The organism is Gordonia ajococcus (assembly GCF_012974285.1).
Lineage (GTDB): Bacteria > Actinomycetota > Actinomycetes > Mycobacteriales > Mycobacteriaceae > Gordonia > Gordonia amicalis.
In genome coordinates, this window is the sequence record NZ_CP052884.1 from 3,314,453 (window position 1) to 3,330,795 (window position 16,343).

At 69.4% G+C, this 16,343-nt stretch carries 15 protein-coding genes; 5 read left to right on the plus strand and 10 right to left on the minus strand.

From position 1 onward, the window contains the following. Positions 1 to 7: 7 nt before the first annotated feature. The 8 genes from GAA2_RS15015 to GAA2_RS15050 form a co-directional block, all read right to left on the minus strand. Positions 8 to 556, minus strand: a complete 549-nt coding sequence (locus GAA2_RS15015; RefSeq protein WP_024500379.1) for a hypothetical protein — start codon at positions 554 to 556, stop codon at positions 8 to 10. Continuing rightward, positions 553 to 2,238, minus strand: a complete 1,686-nt coding sequence (locus GAA2_RS15020; protein ID WP_024500380.1) for a UDP-N-acetylmuramoyl-L-alanyl-D-glutamate--2,6-diaminopimelate ligase — start codon at positions 2,236 to 2,238, stop codon at positions 553 to 555. Before GAA2_RS15020 ends, GAA2_RS15015 begins: the two co-directional genes overlap by 4 nt. 138 nt (positions 2,239 to 2,376) lie before the next feature. Continuing rightward, positions 2,377 to 4,374: a peptidoglycan D,D-transpeptidase FtsI family protein gene (locus GAA2_RS15025; RefSeq protein WP_024500381.1), complete on the minus strand. Its 1,998-nt coding sequence runs from the start codon at positions 4,372 to 4,374 to the stop codon at positions 2,377 to 2,379. A 103-nt stretch (positions 4,375 to 4,477) separates the two neighbouring features. Further along, positions 4,478 to 5,356, minus strand: coding sequence for a hypothetical protein (locus tag GAA2_RS15030; protein WP_024500382.1), 879 nt, complete (start codon positions 5,354 to 5,356; stop codon positions 4,478 to 4,480). Between the two features lie 2 nt (positions 5,357 to 5,358). Continuing rightward, positions 5,359 to 6,345 carry a 16S rRNA (cytosine(1402)-N(4))-methyltransferase RsmH gene (gene rsmH, locus GAA2_RS15035; protein WP_024500383.1) on the minus strand — a complete coding sequence of 329 codons (987 nt, stop codon included), beginning with the start codon at positions 6,343 to 6,345 and terminating at the stop codon, positions 5,359 to 5,361. Positions 6,346 to 6,584: 239 nt separating this feature from the next. Then, positions 6,585 to 7,025, minus strand: a complete 441-nt coding sequence (gene mraZ / locus GAA2_RS15040; protein WP_006434990.1) for a division/cell wall cluster transcriptional repressor MraZ — start codon at positions 7,023 to 7,025, stop codon at positions 6,585 to 6,587. 452 nt (positions 7,026 to 7,477) lie between these two features. After that, entirely contained in the window at positions 7,478 to 7,879 is a 402-nt protein-coding gene (locus GAA2_RS15045) for a DUF3040 domain-containing protein (RefSeq protein WP_006434989.1), read from the minus strand. 177 nt (positions 7,880 to 8,056) lie between these two features. After that, entirely contained in the window at positions 8,057 to 8,521 is a 465-nt protein-coding gene (locus GAA2_RS15050; protein ID WP_006434988.1) for an SAV_6107 family HEPN domain-containing protein, read from the minus strand. Positions 8,522 to 8,842: 321 nt separating this feature from the next. Here GAA2_RS15050 and GAA2_RS15055 point away from each other — a divergent pair, with 321 nt between their 5' ends. The 3 genes from GAA2_RS15055 to GAA2_RS15065 are packed head-to-tail and all read left to right on the plus strand — an operon-like array spanning position 8,843 to position 12,131. Further along, on the plus strand, positions 8,843 to 9,514 hold the full coding sequence (locus GAA2_RS15055) for a GNAT family N-acetyltransferase (protein WP_024500384.1): 672 nt from the start codon (positions 8,843 to 8,845) through the stop codon (positions 9,512 to 9,514). A gap of 46 nt (positions 9,515 to 9,560) precedes the next feature. Further along, entirely contained in the window at positions 9,561 to 11,174 is a 1,614-nt protein-coding gene (locus GAA2_RS15060) for a phytoene desaturase family protein (protein WP_024500385.1), read from the plus strand. A 54-nt stretch (positions 11,175 to 11,228) separates the two neighbouring features. After that, entirely contained in the window at positions 11,229 to 12,131 is a 903-nt protein-coding gene (locus GAA2_RS15065) for an LppM family (lipo)protein (RefSeq protein WP_024500386.1), read from the plus strand. A 37-nt stretch (positions 12,132 to 12,168) separates the two neighbouring features. Here GAA2_RS15065 and metF read toward each other — a convergent pair whose 3' ends face one another. Continuing rightward, entirely contained in the window at positions 12,169 to 13,146 is a 978-nt protein-coding gene (metF, locus tag GAA2_RS15070; protein ID WP_024500387.1) for a methylenetetrahydrofolate reductase [NAD(P)H], read from the minus strand. Between the two features lie 11 nt (positions 13,147 to 13,157). Between metF and GAA2_RS15075 the strand changes: the two genes are divergently transcribed. Further along, complete coding sequence (locus GAA2_RS15075) at positions 13,158 to 14,378, plus strand: polyprenyl synthetase family protein (protein WP_024500388.1); 1,221 nt, start codon at positions 13,158 to 13,160, stop codon at positions 14,376 to 14,378. Further along, entirely contained in the window at positions 14,375 to 15,967 is a 1,593-nt protein-coding gene (locus GAA2_RS15080) for an alpha-(1->6)-mannopyranosyltransferase A (protein WP_024500389.1), read from the plus strand. The genes GAA2_RS15075 and GAA2_RS15080 overlap by 4 nt, the downstream gene beginning before the upstream one ends. Here the strand turns inward: GAA2_RS15080 and GAA2_RS15085 are convergent. Further along, on the minus strand, positions 15,936 to 16,301 hold the full coding sequence (locus tag GAA2_RS15085) for an Rv2175c family DNA-binding protein (protein WP_024500390.1): 366 nt from the start codon (positions 16,299 to 16,301) through the stop codon (positions 15,936 to 15,938). The two genes, GAA2_RS15080 and GAA2_RS15085, sit on opposite strands and share 32 nt — an antisense overlap. Positions 16,302 to 16,343: the final 42 nt, after the last annotated feature.

Below are 16,343 nucleotides of genomic sequence, written 5' to 3' on the forward strand. Positions count from 1 at the left end.
CGCGCCCTCATGGTGCGGTCCCTTCGTCCGCGGGACCGCCGCTCGTCTCCTCGCGGATCTGCCATCCGCAGCTCGTACCCCAGGCGGTGATCACCGAGTCCAGGTCGGCGCTCGCGGCCGCGAGGAGAATGACATCACCGGCGGCGGGACGCCAATCGGGGTCGGTGTCGACGAGCGCCGCGGCGTCCTCGACCGATTCGACGATGCGCGCCTCGTCACCCCAGGAACCCTCCATGACGGCGCCCTGGTGCAGGGCGCGCACCGATCGGGAGTCGCCCACGCAGAGAGTCTTGTCGACGGCCAACCGGACGGCCAGACGTCCGAGGAGATCGTGTTCGACGACACGCTGATTCTCGGCGCTCCCCTCGGGGGTGGCGACCTCGGCGATGATCGCCCAGGTGCGCGGCCGATCCCCCGCGGCGTCGCCGCGCATCTCCACCGAGGTGCTGCCCCGCATCGCACCGGCGTGCTCGGCGAGCCGGCGGATGAGCAGACGTGCGTCGTCGACCGTCACCGGCGTATCCCCGCGGATCACCGTGACGAACGGTCCGGTCATCGATCACCCTCCGCGGCCACCGAGCCGGCGGGTGCGCTCTGCGGGGTCGACGATTCCAGCGCTCGGGCGACGACGTCGCGGTCGTCGAACGGATGCTTCACGCCGTTGATCTCCTGCCCTGCCTCGTGTCCCTTGCCCGCGACGAGCACGATGTCGCCGGGACCCGCCCAGGCGATGGCCTCGGCGATCGCGGCCGCGCGGTCGGCGACCTCGCGTATCGGTTCGGCAGCCACCGGACGTTCGGCGGCGTCGACCGCACGCGCGCCCGCGAGAACCTCGGACCGGATGGCGGCCGGCTCCTCCGACCTCGGATTGTCGTCGGTGACGATGACGAGTTCGGCACCGCGTGCCGCGGCCTCCCCCATCAGCGGGCGCTTGCCCGCGTCGCGGTCTCCGCCGGCACCGATCACGATGGCCACGCGACCGGGTCCCTCGCCGAGCTGACCCCGCAGGGTCGCCAGGACAGCCTCGACGGCGCCGGGTTTGTGGGCGTAGTCGACCAGCGCGAGGAACGGCTGTCCACGATCGACGCGCTGCAGGCGTCCCGGGACACTCACCGACGCGACCGCGTCGAGGGCGGTGGAGATCGGCACCCCCGCGGCATGCGCCACGGCGACGGCCAGCAGGCCGTTCGCCACGTTGTAGCGGCCCGGCAGCGGGATGACGAGAACGTGGTCGCCGTCGGGTTCGGTGAAGGGGGTGTGCGAGGTGCCGTCGCCGACGAGATCCGACGGGCCGGCGTGCCAGTGTGCGGGCGTCGCACCGGTCGACACCGTCACCGGCTGCAGGTGCGCCGCCTCCCCCGGCCGGCGCGCGAGATCGGCCATCCGCCGACCCCACTCGTCGTCGACGCACACCACGGCGCGCACCGCATGGGTGGGCGACGACGGCACGAACAGCTGCGCCTTGGCGTCGAAGTAGGCGCGCATCGTCCCGTGGAAGTCCAGATGATCCTGCGAGAGATTGGTGAAGGCCCCGATCGCGAAGTGGGCGCCGTCGACGCGTCCGAGCGACAGCGCGTGGCTGGACACCTCCATGACGACGACGTCGACGCCGTCCTCGAGCATCGCCGCCAGCAGGGCCTGCAGGGTGGGCGCCTCGGGCGTCGTCAGCGAGCTGGGCTGGGCGACGCCGTTCACGCGGGTCTCGACGGTCCCGATGAGTCCCACCGAATGACCGGCGGCGAGCAGGGCCGCCTCGACGAGATACGACGTGGTGGTCTTCCCCGAGGTGCCGGTGATCCCGATCAGCTTGAGCCGCTGCGAGGGATTGCCGTACACGCGGGCGCTCACCGTGCCGAGCACGGTCCGCGGGGCCGGGTGGATGAGCACCGCGACTGCGGTCTCGGGCGGCAGGACGCGGCTGAGTTCGACCCGGCCGGCCGGGTCGGTGAGGATCGCGGTCGCACCCGCGGCGACCGCCTGGTCGGCGAAACGCGCACCGTGGGTGGCCGCTCCGGGCAGTGCCGCGAACAGGTCGCCCGGCTGCACGTCCTGGGCGCGCAGGGTCACGCCCTGCACGCTGGTGTCGCGGTCGGCGCCGCCGACGAGGTCGAGCCGGGCGCCGGTGGCCGTCGACAGGACGGTCGCCGATGTCGGCGCGACCTCACGCGGACGACCGGGGAGCTTCTTGCCCTTGCGCCTACCGGCCGACCCCTTGCCCGTGGAACCACGAGACGTCATGAGTTCGCCTCCTCGGTTCTTCCTGTCGGTGTACGTGCAGTCTGTCGGTCGGTGGTCGTGATCGGCGCAGAATTGCACTCACGATACCGACCGGGGATCGGCGATCGGGACGCGGTGCGCCGACCATGGCGGTCGTGATCAGTTGGCGGTGAGGGTCAGCCTCGGCGCCGGCGCGGAGAGCGGGACCTGGGCGCGTTGCAGCATCCACGACGCGATGGTCGAGAAGAGCGGACCGGCGGACTGTCCCCCGGAGCCGTCGGAGCTGCGCCGCGGGTTGTCGAGCATGATCCCGATGACGTAGCGGGGGGCGTCGGCCGGGGCGATCCCGGCGAACGTGATGTTGTACCGCGAGTTCGAGTAGCAGCCACAGGACGGATCGACCTGCTGGGCGGTGCCGGTCTTGCCGGAGACCTGATAACCGCTGACGGCGGCCTTGGTACCGGTACCCATCTGCACGCCCATCGGATCGTCCTGCACCACCGAACGGAACATGTCGCGAACGGTCCGCGCCGTCTGCTCGCTGACGACCCGCACCGGCTCCGGACGGGCACGCCCCTCCCGGGTACTGCCATCGCGCTCCTCGGAGACGAGGATGCGCGGCGGGACACGCAGACCGTCGTTGGCGATCGCCTGGTACATCGCGGTCATCTGCAGCAGCGTCATCGAAAGCCCCTGGCCGATGGGCAGATTCGCGAACGAACCGCCCGACCACTGACTCAGGGCGGGAACCTCTCCGGCACTCTCCGCCGGGAGTCCGACACCGGTGCGCTGGCCGAGTCCGAATCGCTTGAGCATGTCGGCGAAACGTTCCTCGCCGATCCGCTTCGCGAGCATCAGCGTGCCCACGTTCGACGACTTCCCGAAGATGCCGGTGGTCGTGTACGGCTCGACACCGTGCGGCCAGGCGTCCCGGACGGTGACACCGGACATCTGAATGCTGCCGGGCACCTGGTGGACGGTGTCCGGCCGGGTGAGGCCGTACTCGATTGCGGCCGAGGCCGCGACGAGCTTGTTGACCGAGCCGGGCTCGAACGGGGAGGTGACCGACGGGTTGCCGAGTTCGGCCTTCGGCTGATCCGACAGCGGCAGCGAGGCGTTGAACGTGCCGTCGTTGGCCATCGCCAGCACCTCGCCGGTCTTGGCGTCGAGCACCACCGCCGAGGCGGCGCGTGCACCGGATGCCTGTTTGGCCTTGATGACCTGGCTCTGGACGAACCACTGGGTGTCGGAGTCCAGGGTCAGACGAACGGTGGAACCGTTGATCGCCGGGTGCACGTTGCGCGTGCTGCCCGGGATGATCGCGCCGTCAGATCCGCGGTCATAGGTACGGGAACCGTCGCTGCCGGAGAGGATCGCGTCGAGCGAGGCCTCGAGACCGATGAGGCCGTTGCCGTCGTAGTTGACATCGCCGATGACGTTGGCCGCCAGGGAGCCTCCGGGGTAGAGCCGAATGCTCTCCGGGTCGGCGCCGACCTCCGGGAACTCCTCGGTGATGCGCTTGGCGACGTCCGGGCTGACCGCCCGCGCCAGGTACACGAAGGGCTCGTCGCCGGTCACCTTCCCGAGTAGGTCCTCTTCGCTGATCGAACCGCCGAGTGCGACCGACACGCCCTTGGCGATCTCTTTGAGCCGCTCGTCGACACCGGGCAGTTCGGCGTTCTTGCGGTGTTCCTCCTCGATCGACTTGCGAACCGCCTTGGGCAGGAACGTCAGTGACCGGGCCTCGTCCGTGTAGGCCAGCGGACGTCCGTTGCGATCGAGGATGGAACCCCGCTTGGCCGTGAGGACCTGGGTGTACTCGCGTTGCTGGGCGGCCTCGGCCGAGATGGACCCGGCCTGGACGGTGTGGACGACGATCATCTTGGCCGCCACCGCGAGGACCACGAGCAGCACGACGACACCGGCCACCCGCGTCCGGAAACCGAAGCTGTGCAGCCCCCCGCCCTTGCGCGGGCCGCCCTTGCCCGGCCCGCGGCCACGCGGGCCGCCGGCGGCGCTCGATCCCCGGCCCGGACGAAGTCCCGGGCCAGACGGCCCATGGCCCGGACGAGGTCCCGGGCCAGACGGCCCGTGGCCCGGACGACGTCCCGGGCGAGACGGCCCATGGCCGAGTCGCTCGAAGGTCGCACGTGTCATGGTCGTCAATTGTTCACCGCTTCAAGGTCGTGACAGGGATTTGGCATCGGCGGGTTGCAGATCGATGGGAGCACTGTGACGGCCCCCACGGCCGGCGAGCACCTCACGTACGGGGCACGACATTCGGTGCCGGGACCGGTGTCGAGGGCGACGGCTGAGGTGTTGTCCCCGGATCGGTCGACGTCGACGGACCCTCTCCCTGACCAGGTGTCGCCGATGGATTCGGTTGGGCCGGATCCGGATCGGGTTGCGTCGGGCTCGGTTGCGTCGGGCTCGGTTGCGTCGGACTCTGCTGCGCAGGCGGGTTGGGTGTGCCGGCGGCACCACCGCCGAGCCCGATCGAGTCGTCCACCTTGCGCGGATCGATGGTCTCGGTGGGGTCGGGCTTCGGCTCGGGGTTGAGATCGGCCATCGGCTTCCCCGATGCCGGTGCCGGCTTCCCGACGATACGGGGCCGTCGCGGGTCGTCGACGATCATCCGCGCCGGATTGTCCGCCGGGATCATGCCGAGACGCGTTGCCTCCCGGGACAGTTCGGGAGCAGAGTTGCCGGATTCGTAGCTTCGCTTCAGCGCATCCCGCTGATCGATGAGCGACTGGTTCTCCGTCCGCTCGATGCCGAGCTTGTAGGAGTCCTGGGCCGACTTGGTGGACAGCCACAGGCTCAGACCGAGACCCAGGACGAGCAACGCGATCACCGGGACCACGAAAGGCGTGTGCTGCAACCGTTCCCGGAACGAGACGCCGGACATCGACAGACCACCACGGACCGCGCGGGGTGCGCTCGTACCGGCCGCCATGCGCTTGTGACGGCGATCCAGCGCACGCTGGGCCGCCCGCGAGCGCGTCGCCCGCTCGGATTCGATGCGCGCCCTCCGCGACCGCCGGGTGTCGCGTTCCTCCTCGGAACGTCCGGTGTCGGAACGCCTGCCGCCGGAACGTCCGGAGCCGGGACGATTGGGGGCCTCGTGCAGGATCGTCATGATCAGCCCTTCTTCTCGACTCTTTCGACCGCCCGGACTCGCACCGGTGCCGATCGCGGATTGGTGGTCAGTTCTTCCTCGTCGGGACGCTCGGCGCCGCGGGTCAGGAGGCGGAACTCCGCGGCGGTTCCCGGCAACTCGACGGGCAGACCGGGCGGCGAGGTCGAGGTCGTGCGAGCCGCGAACTCCCGCTTGACGATTCGGTCCTCGAGCGACTGGTAGCTCATCACCGCGACGCGTCCGCCGACCGTGAGCACGGAGAGTGCTGTCGGCAACGCCTCGCGGAGGACGTCGAGCTCGTGGTTGACCTCGATGCGCAACGCCTGGAAGGTCCGCTTCGCCGGGTGACCACCCGTGCGCCGCGTCGCCGCCGGGATGGTGGCGTAGAGCAGCTCGACGAGGCGTGCGCTGGTGGTGAACGGTTCCTTCTCCCGCTCGCGCAGCACCGCCGAGGCGATCTTGCCGGCGAAGCGCTCCTCCCCGTATTCGGAAAGGACCCGGGCCAATTCGCCGTGGCTGTAAGTGTTGAGCACGTCCGCTGCGGTGAGCGGGTCGTCGGGGTTCATCCGCATGTCCAGCGGGGCGTCCACCGAGTAGGCGAATCCCCGGCCGGCCTGGTCGAGCTGCATCGACGAGACACCGAGGTCGAACAGGGCGGCGTCGATGGATTCCTCACCGGCCTCGTCGAGGACATCGGCGATCTCGTGGAAGGTGGCCTGGTGCAGCGAGATCCGGTCCGCGTGCGGTTCGAGTCTGCGTCGAGCGATCTCCAGGGCCGAGGCGTCGCGGTCGATGCCGACGAGGTGCACGTTCGGGAACGTGTTCAGGATGAGTTCGCTGTGTCCGCCGGCACCGAGCGTCGCATCGAGGAACACGCGTCGGTCTTCGGATTCCAGTGCCGGGGTGAGCAATTCGACGATCCGCCGGCCCATGACCGGGATGTGGCCGAACTCGCCGGAGCGGCGAGTGTCGTCACCAGTGTCATCCACGGAGGGCCCCCATCGGCGTGTCGGCCATGTCGGTCGGCAGAGTCGGCGTTTCGGTGCGAAAGGACTTGTCGGAGTGTCGTGTCGCGGACGGTGGACTCTCGCCTCGTGCCGCGCCCGGATGGAGCGAGGTCCCGACCCGATCACGCACCTGGCGTTGGGGAAGTACGCCAGGGTCGGACCGGATCGGGGCCTCGTGCCACCCGAAGCCCGTGCACCGCTTCCGCCTCGTCCCCTCTCGGCTACAAGACCGCGTTCAGCGCGGCCGAGTTCGCCGCCGAGAAGTTCTCCTCGTGCTGCGACTGGTACTCGTCCCATGCGGCCGAATCCCAGATCTCGAGGTGATCGAAGCTGCCGAACACCACGCATTCCTTGGACAGTCCCGCGTAGACGCGATGGTCGGAGGACAGGCTGATCCTGCCCTGGCCGTCCGGTCGCTGTTCTTCCGAACCGGCGAAGAACGTCCGCTGAAACGCACGCAGGTCAGGGTCGTTGCGTGACGCCTCGACGATCCTCGCCGCGATCGCGTCGAACTCTTCGGTCCGGTACACCGACAAGCTGTGGTCTTGGCCCTTGGTGACCACTACCCCTCCTGCCAGTGCGTCGCGGAACTTGGCGGGCAACGTGAGTCGCCCCTTGTCGTCCAATTTCGGCGTGTAGGTGCCGACAAATCGCACGGACATGTCGACACCTCCTGCCCCTGGGTTCCACGCTCCGGATCGCCTCACCCAGTGATGCCACAGTACCCCACTTTCCTCCACTTTCCACCCCAGAGGCCCACACCAGCTCCCACGATCAGCAAATTCGCAGTTCAGGCACGCAAAATATTTGGAGCTACCTGCGTGTCCACGGCGATCCGCGTCCGCTGGACGTCGGTCAGGCGTGTGACAGACGCGTTGGATGAGGCGCCAGATACCCGTGCGACCTGCGTCTCCGCGCCGGTGGGGCAAGGTGGGGTGCCCGGGTGGGGGAAAGTGGGGCCTCCCTGTGGGGGAAGGTGGGGAACCCCGGTTGGAGGAAGGGGCCGGGAGTGGGTCACGGCGGGGAGAGCCGAGGGGAGGACAGACAAAAGAGCCGCGCACCCCGTGGGGTGCGCGGCTCTTCTACGAGTTGTGCCCGTCAGGCCGGCGGAAACCTACTCCTGCTCGAACCGACGGTTGAATCGTTCTTCCATCCGCTCCGACAGCTTGCGCTTGGAGCCCGATGACCCGGACTGTTTCTTGCCTCCCCCGCGTGGCGAGGACGTCGCGGAGTCGCCGAGGTCGTCACCCCAGAGGGCGAAGAGGCCGGCACCGAACATCACCAGGAAACCCAGGAGGCTGACGATCGGAAATCCTCCGATGTCGATCTTGACGATGAGACCGCCGACGAGCATCACGAGGCCGACGACGAAGATCGCCACCGCCTGTAGGCGACGACGGCCACTCGACTTGCCCAGCCGACGACGCTTGACACTGGACGCAAACTTGGGGTCTTCCGCGTACAGAGCGCTCTCGATCTGTTCGAGCATGCGTTGCTCGTGCTCCGAAAGTGGCACCGACCCTCCTTCTCCCTGATCCGCGACGCCGACGACGGTCAACCACGACCAGTGAGGCGTCTGCGCCTTATTCTCCCATGATACGAGGTGAAATCTGCCGCGACCACCATTACTCGCTGTTGCAGCGCCGGATGCACATACCGGTACGACAACGGAACGCCGAAAGTGTGTCCGGCCTCACGCTGTTCGCCCGATTTGGGGGTCCTCTGTCCCGAATTTGCCTTGCTCGTAAGCGATGACCAGGGTTTCGACCCGACGAAGGAAGTCGAGGACGAGGAGTCGCATGCCGGCGACACTGTCGGGGTCGAGCGTTCGGATGATCCCCGACTCGATCTTCATCCGCACGGGCGACAGCGCGGCGAAGCGCGCCGCCAGCGGCGCGAGTTCAGGGGCGACCACACCAATCCGGGTCCAGGCGTTCGACGTCTTACGGCGAGCGGGACCGATCGGTTCACCGATCGCGAGCGCGGCTCCGGCGGCACGGAGCGCGGCAAGATAGAACTGACGAAATCGCTCGGCGTCGTCCTCGACCCCGTCGGCATTGTCGAGTAGGAGATGTGCGCGCTGGAGGAGGTCGCGCGCGCGTCCGACCATCACCGGGTCGACGGGGGCGGACCGGCGGGATGTGGGCCGACCGGGCATGGCATCCTCCTCACTCGCGGACGACGGTGGCCGGTGGCAGACGCTTCCCTCGTCCGCCACCGGACCGTCATGTCGTCGGGATGAACGCGAACAGCTTGCGGAGGCACATTCATCGAACACCCGTTCGACACGTTCAATATAGCTAGCGGCACGCGTCTCTTCAAGGCGTGGGTCCGCGACCCGCACCCTTCTACAACACCGCGTCCCGCGACCCGATTCCGCCGAGTCCGCCGCACCGAGAGGACAGTCACACCAGATGGTCGGAGAACGCTTGGCCGGGTCGGTGCGGGCCCGCACGGCGAGCCGGAAGACGACCCGCCGGTGACCGTCCGCCTGGTGAACCTCAGTGGTCAGGACTCCCGCGTGTGGCTGGAGCCCGCGCTCGACGTCTACGTGACCGCGATGGGATATCCCCGTGGGACCGAGGTGCACCGAGCCGCCCTCTGGCGCGAGCACATCGCCCGGCCGGGCTGGCGCGCGATCGGCGCGATCGCCTCGCTGCCCCCGCACGAGGCGCAGGCGATGCCGACCGCCCGGCGTCGGGTCGGAACGCCCGTCGGCTCAGGTCCCGACGACGTTCTCGTGGGCATCGCCTACGGGTACACGGGGGCGACCGGCCAGTGGTGGAATCAGCAACTCCGGCTCGGGCTGCGGCAGACCGGACGCTCGCCCGCGGAGATCGAGATGATCGCCCGCGACTACTTCGAGCTGACCGAACTGCACGTACACCCGACCGCACAGGGACGCGGCATCGGCCAGTTGCTGCTCGCACGCCTACTCGCCGACCGGCCCGAACGCCACGTCCTGCTGTCGACCCCGGAGATCCCGGCCGAGCAGAACCGCGCGTGGTCGCTGTACCGGCGGATGGGGTTCTCCGACGTGCTCCGGCATTTCACGTTCACCGGCGACCCGCGGCCGTTCGCATTCCTGGGCCGCCCGCTCCCCCTGGAACTCCAACCGCCGTCGGCTGGTCCAGCACGACCCGCAGGATAAAGGACATGGCACACCCGGAAACGATCGCGCACGGCACAGGACCCGCATGAGCGGGCACGGCGAGCGGCGCGACGCGGTGATCGTCGGCGCCGGTCACAACGGCCTGATCGCCGCGGCGTATCTCGCGCAGGCCGGGCGGGACGTCGAGGTGCTCGAACGCGACGAGATCCCCGGCGGCGCCGTGTCGACCGTCGAGCGCTTCCCCGGTCATCGGATCGATCGCGGTTCCTCGGCGCACCTGATGATCCGGCACTCCCCCGTCCTCGACGACCTCGACCTCGCCGCGCACGGACTGCGCTACGTCGACTGCGACCCCTGGGCTTTCGTCCCGGCGACCGCGACCGCACCGGCGATCGTCTTCCGCACCGACCTGGAGGCCACCTGCGCCTCCATCGAACGGGCCTGTGGCGCGAAGGATGCCGCGGCGTACCGACAGTTCGTCGAGACGTGGACGCCGCGGTCGGCGGCCGTCATGGACGCGTTCTACCGGCCGGCGACCATGCGGCAGTTCGGCCGGGCGTTCAGAGGTCTCGGTTCGACCGCCAGCACCGAACGCACCGGCCTCATCGGACGCCGCAGCGGCGCGATGATGAACCTGACCGCCGAGCTCATGGCCTCGGGCGACTCCCTCCTCGACCGCTATTTCGACTCCGAACAGCTCAAGGCGGGACTCGCCTGGTTCGGCGCCCAGTCGGGACCGCCGATGAATGCACCCGGTAGCGCTCCGATGGTCGGGTTCGCCGCGCTGATGCACCGCATCCCGCCCGGCCGGGCGATCGGTGGCAGCGGCGCGTTGACCGACGCGCTCGTCCACCGCATCGAGGCCGACGGTGGGCGGATCGCGTGCGGGGACCCGGCCGTCTCGATCACCCGGTGCGGGAACCACTGGCGGGTGCAGACCGCATCCGGCGAACGTCGGTGCGCGCCGACGGTGATCAACGCCTGCCACGTGCTGACGACCCTGGACATGTTGGCGGCGGGCGGTTTCGACGCCGGGACCCTCGACCGCTGGCGACGGGACATCGTGGTCGGTAGCGGGATCGGGATGGCGGTGCGCCTCGGTACGACGGCACTGCCCGCATATCGCGACCTCCCCGACGACCTGCCCGCGCACGGCGTCCACTCGGCCCTCGGGCTGCTGGTCACCGATCGCGCGCACCTGGTCGGCGCGCATGCGGCCGCGGCGGTCGGCGCACTGCCGCCGCGGCCCGCCGTCGTTGCGATGAGCTTCTCGGCGATCGATCCCACCCTCGCCCCGGAGGGTCGGCACGCGATCAACCTGTGGGCGCAGTGGCATCCGTATCGGCTCGCCGAGGGCGACTGGTCGACACTGGGCGCGCAGGCCGCAGCGGCGGTCTGCGCCGAGGTGGACCGTCACGCACCGGGTTTCGCGGAGTCGATCGCCCATCGTCATGTGCAGACCCCGGAGGACCTCGAATCCGAACTGGGCCTGATCGGCGGCAACATCATGCACGTGGAGATGTCGATCGACCAGATGTTCATGTGGCGTCCGACCCCGGACCTGGCGGGCCACCGTGTCCCCGGTGCCGACGGTCTCCTCCTGGCAGGTGCGTCGACACATCCCGGTGGCGGGGTGACCGGTGCGAGTGGATACATCGCCGGCCACGCCGCACTGCGTCGGAGACGTTTGTTCGGCTGAGACGTTTGTTCGGCTGAGCGTCGGAGACGTTTGTTCGGCTGAGCGTCTGGCACGATGAGCAGCGTGCGATCGTCGATTCCCGAGCAGGGTGCACCTGAGTCCCTCCGCGATCAGTCCCGACGCCGCCGGCTGATGCCGGTGGCGGTGGTGATCGTGGCGCTCCTTCTGTCCCCGCTGATGGCCGGTTGTCTCGAGCGATCGACGACGGTGGGTGACCGGTATTCCGGCAGCGTCATCGTCGCGACGTCGCCGGACAATCCTCGTGGCGCGCCGCAGCTGGATCTCCCCGAATCGATGTTGGGGCAGGTCTCGGTGACCGAGTTCAAGGAGACGCCGGAGGAGAGTGCGGAGTCGGCCGCGCCGTCGGGGTCCGCGGGAGACGACAACGAGGGCTCCGGTGACAAGCCCGGCGAGGCGGTCACGCGCGTCGGCAGCCGCGCGAGTTTCACCGATCTCACCGCCGGCCAGTTCGGGCAGCTCGGCGACATCATCGCCGACGCGTACGGCGAGACCTCGCTGACGATGGACCTCACGGCCAAGCGCAGCGGCGAGGTCGTCCGCTTCCGCGGTGACACCGACCTCTCCGACCTCACCCCGGTCCGCGACTTCGTGCAGCTGACGGTCACGTTCGGCGGGCCGGTGACGGCCACCAACGGCGACCAGGTCGGCGAGTCGACGGTCACCTGGACCCCGGCGCCGGGCGAACCGTCGGATTTCAGCGCCGACGCCACCTACCCGGATCCGGCGACCGCCGCAGTGAGCAGTTGGTCGTGGTTCGTAGCCATCGTCTGCCTGATCGCGGTGCTGGTCATCGTGCGGATCGCCTATTCGAAGCGGTACCGCGGCCCACGGCCGGGACGACCGGTTTCCACCAACACCGCACCGTCGACCCTGTCCGGCGAGGGACTCTCGGCAGCCGCCGACCCGACGGCGGCGACTACGCCCAAGGAGAGCTGAGAGCCGTCTGCCCGGACCGGCCGCCAGGCGGGAACGCTCAGGCCGGCACGTGCAGCGCCGCGTCGACGTCCACGCCGAGCCGGGCGAGCACCTCGCTGGTCGCCTTGGCGAAGTTGAGGCTGCAGAAGTGCAGGCAGGGTGCGCCCTCGGCGATGAGTCGTTCCGCGGTCTCGGTCGCGAAGTCGATGCCGACCGCGCGCACGGCGGCCCGATCCTCCTCGGGTCCGTCGCCCGCAGCCCTGGCGAACCGTTCCACCACCTTCGGCGGGATCACCGAACCGGACAGCTCGGCCATGCGCTTGATGCTGGCCAGCGAGGTCACCGGCATGATGCCCGGGATGATCGGCTTGGCGCCCTGCTCGGGGTCGGCCGCCTGCACCCGGTCACGCAGCCGCAGGTAGTCCTCGACGTCGAAGAACATCTGGGTGATGGAGTACTCGGCGCCCGCGCGCAGCTTGTTCACCAGGTTGCGGGTGTCGTGTTCGAGGTCCGGGGCACGGTGGTGGCCCTCCGGGAACGACGCCACGCCGACGTGGAAGTCGCCGAGGGTGCCGATGAGACGGACCAGTTCCTCCGCGTATTCGACGCCGTCGGGGTGCTTGATCCACTCTCCGAGCGGATCGCCGGGCGGGTCGCCGCGGAGCGCGAGGATGTTGGTGATGCCCTGGTCGGCATATGCACCGACGAGCGCGCGCAGTTCGGCGACGCTGTGGTTGACCGCGGTCAGGTGCGCCACCGGTAGCAGGGTGGTCTGGGCGGCGAGCTCACCGGTGATGCGGACCGTGCGGTCGCGCGTCGACCCGCCGGCGCCGTAGGTCATCGAGACGAACGCCGGGGACAGCCGCTCGAAGATGCGCACCGCGCGCCACAGACGGGCCTCGCCCTCGGCGTCGCGCGGGGGCATGAACTCGACGGAGAACGGCACCGGTCCACGGTGCGGGGCGGACAGGCGTTCGACGATCGAGGGTGCCGGAGCGGTTGGGGTCACCCGAACAGTGTAGAGAGCGATTCGCATAGCCTGGCAGGGTGACCTCCGCCTTCCCCACGCCGACCTCGCTCGATGCGGTCCCGGCGGCCGTCGAGACCGAATTGCGCAATTTCTTCGACGTCGCGGTACCCGCTGCGTCCGACATCGCCCCGGTGGTCGGCACCGCAGCGGAGCTGGTCCGGGATTTCGTGCTGCAGGGCGGGAAGCGGATCCGGCCGGTCTTCGCCTTCGCCGGGTGGCGGTGCGGCATGAGCGAGTCGGGGCGCGTCGACCCCGATGAGGCGTCGACCGTCGGCCGCGAGGCCCGCGACGCGCTGCGGGTGGGCGCGGCCCTCGAACTCGTGCAGGCCTGTGCCCTGATCCACGACGACATCATCGATCGGTCCGACACCCGGCGCGGACAGCCGACGCTGCACCGTGTGTTCCAGTCGCGGCATGCCGCGGCCTCCTGGGCGGGTGACCCCGCCGACCACGGGGTGGCCGCGGCGATCCTGGCCGGCGATCTCGCACTCGCGTGGGCCGACGACCTCGTGCACGATCACCGGCCGGGGGTTTCGACAAGCTCAACCAGCAGAGAAACAAGCTCAACCAGCAGAGAAACAAGCTCAACCAGCGGAGAGACAAGCTCAGCCACCCCCGAGTACCGTCCCCTGCCGCCCGCCGTCGGCGCCACCTGGGCTGCGATGCGCACGGAGGTGCTCGGTGGCCAGTTCCTGGACATCGTGAACGAGGCCAGCGGCGACGACTCCGCGGCCGCGGCCTATCGCGTGATGGAGTTCAAGACCGCCGCGTACACGGTGGCCCGCCCGCTCGAACTCGGGGCGCGACTCGCCGGCGCGTCGGAGGATCTGGTCGCGACGCTGCGGAAGATCGGACACGACCTGGGCATCGCCTTCCAGTTGCGCGACGACCAGCTCGGCGTCTTCGGCGACCCCGAACGGACCGGCAAACCGTCCGGCGACGACCTGGTCTCGGGTAAGCGCACCGCCCTGCTCGCCACCGCGCTGCGACGAGCGGACGACTCCGACCCCGCACTCGGGAGCCGCCTGCGCACGTTCATCGGCCGCCCTCTCGACGACGACGAACTGGGTTCCGCGCGAGCACTTCTCGTCGATGTCGGCGCGGTCGCCGAGATGGAGGGCAAGATCGACGACCTGCTCGGCGCCGCTCTCGCCGCACTCGACGCCGCCGACATCGGCGACGACATCCGCACCGAACTCACCGCGGTCGCCCACCGGACCGCACATCGCGAGGCGTGAACCCCGGCGTGGAAGCACCAACTGCGACGCCCACGCCCGCGGGCGGACGCGACCGTCCCGCACGTGGCGATCTGATCATCGGCGCGATCGGCTCGATCCTGGTGTGCGTGGGCAGTTTCGGAGTCGGTGATCCGCCCCGCAACAGCACGACGCTCACCGACCTGGGGCTGAGCTGGATCACCTACGGCCACGGCAAGAACCTCTTCGGGACCTTCTTCTGGCTCGGGGTCTTTCTGATGGTCTTCGCCTGGGTCCGGCTGGGTCGCCGGGTCGCGACCGGTTCCGCGAACTCCCCGTCCACTCGGACCCTGCAGCGGTGGCTACTGGTCTGGGCAGCGCCGCTGCTCGTGGCCGTTCCGGTCTACAGCCGTGACGTCTACGCCTACCTCGCCCAGGGTGCGGTGTTCGGTGCGGGGTTCGATCCGTACGCCGACGGTCCGGCCCACCATCCGGGCCCACTCGTCGACAGCATGGCCACTGTCTGGGCCACCACCACGGCGCCGTACGGACCGTTCACCATGGGACTGCTGCGTGTCGTCACCGAGATCACCGGTGACCATGCCGTCGCCGGCGTCCTGGCCGTGCGGCTCGTGCTGCTGCCCGGGCTGTTCCTGTCGCTGTGGGCGATCCCGCGACTCGCGCGCCACTTCGGCGCCTCGCCGCAGGCCGGTCTCTGGCTCGCACTGTTCAACCCGATGGTCCTCATCCATCTCGTCGCGGGACCTCACGTCGAACTCCTCATGGCCGGGGTGCTCACCACGGGTCTCGTCCTGGTCGTGACCGGCCGGCACGTCACCGGCACCGCGGTGCTGGCCCTCGCGGTGTCGATCAAGATCACCGCGGGGATCGCGATCCCGTTCGTGTTGTGGATCTGGCTGTCCCACATACGGTCCCGCCGCCCGGTGACCGCCCGCGACGTCGTCGGCGTCTTCGCCGCGATCGTGGGTGTCTCGCTCGCGGTGTTCGGCGTCTGGACTCTGCTGGTCGGTCTGGGATTCGGCTGGCTGACGGGTCTGGGCTGGGCCGACGTGATCATCAACTGGTTCACGCTCCCCACCTTCGTCGCCCATCTCGTCACGTTGGTCGCCGCCCCGTTCGCCGCTCTCAATCTGCAACCGGTGCTCGAGATCACGCGCGCGATCGGTTCGGTGATCCTCGCGGTCACACTCGTCGCGTTGTGGTGGCGTCACCGGCACGACGCCCGGCACGCGGTCGCGGGTATGGCGTGGGCGATGCTGGCCGTGCTCCTGCTCGAACCGTCCACGCTCCCCTGGTATTACACGTGGGTGCTGGCGATCGCGGTGGCGTTCACGCTGCCGCCGTGGGCACGGGCGAGCGTGGTCGGGGTCTCGGCCTTCATGCTGATCGTGTTCCAGCCAGACGATGCGATCGTCTTCTACAAGCCCGTCGAACTCACCCTGGCGTTCCTGCTGGCCGGACTCGCCGCCTGGTCACTGCTGCGCCCAGACCCGTTGCGGCTCGGCCGGTTCGGGCGATGGGCGTGGGGGTCGGACCGGACCGGCGCAACGGACGAGCCGGCGGCCGAGGAGGACGCGGTCAGAAGGCCTGAGCCTGCGCCCGGCGGATGACCTCGCGGGCGAAGTCGGTGTGCAGGGCCGCGGCGGGATGCAGATCGAGGTCTTCCTGCACGGTGAACAGCCAGGTCATCGCTTCGTCCCGGGTGTAACCCCCGTCGAGCAGGACCCCGACGAGGCCGTAGAAGTGTTTGACGACGCCCTCGTCGTCGAAGAACAGCGCCGGGATCACCGGATGTCCACCGCGGGAGACGGCGAGCAGATTGTGGTCGCGGATGAGTGTGCGCACCCGGTTGGTGGACACCGCGAGCCGGTCGGCGACCTCGTCGACCGACAACATCTCGACATCTGCGGACAGGGTGTCAGGCGACAACGGTATGGAACCCACGGGAAGAAGCGTAGCGGTACTTCCGGGTCCGGTGAAACCGCC

Bases quoted from the DNA above. Each gene is read 5' to 3' on its own strand.
- GAA2_RS15015 (WP_024500379.1), bottom strand. From the start codon at position 556: ATGACCGGACCGTTCGTCACGGTGATCCGCGGGGATACGCCGGTGACG.
- GAA2_RS15020 (WP_024500380.1), bottom strand. From the start codon at position 2,238: ATGACGTCTCGTGGTTCCACGGGCAAGGGGTCGGCCGGTAGGCGCAAG.
- GAA2_RS15025 (WP_024500381.1), bottom strand. From the start codon at position 4,374: ATGACACGTGCGACCTTCGAGCGACTCGGCCATGGGCCGTCTCGCCCG.
- GAA2_RS15030 (WP_024500382.1), bottom strand. From the start codon at position 5,356: ATGACGATCCTGCACGAGGCCCCCAATCGTCCCGGCTCCGGACGTTCC.
- mraZ (WP_006434990.1), bottom strand. From the start codon at position 7,025: ATGTCCGTGCGATTTGTCGGCACCTACACGCCGAAATTGGACGACAAG.
- GAA2_RS15050 (WP_006434988.1), bottom strand. From the start codon at position 8,521: ATGCCCGGTCGGCCCACATCCCGCCGGTCCGCCCCCGTCGACCCGGTG.
- GAA2_RS15060 (WP_024500385.1), top strand. From the start codon at position 9,561: ATGAGCGGGCACGGCGAGCGGCGCGACGCGGTGATCGTCGGCGCCGGT.
- GAA2_RS15065 (WP_024500386.1), top strand. From the start codon at position 11,229: ATGAGCAGCGTGCGATCGTCGATTCCCGAGCAGGGTGCACCTGAGTCC.
- metF (WP_024500387.1), bottom strand. From the start codon at position 13,146: ATGCGAATCGCTCTCTACACTGTTCGGGTGACCCCAACCGCTCCGGCA.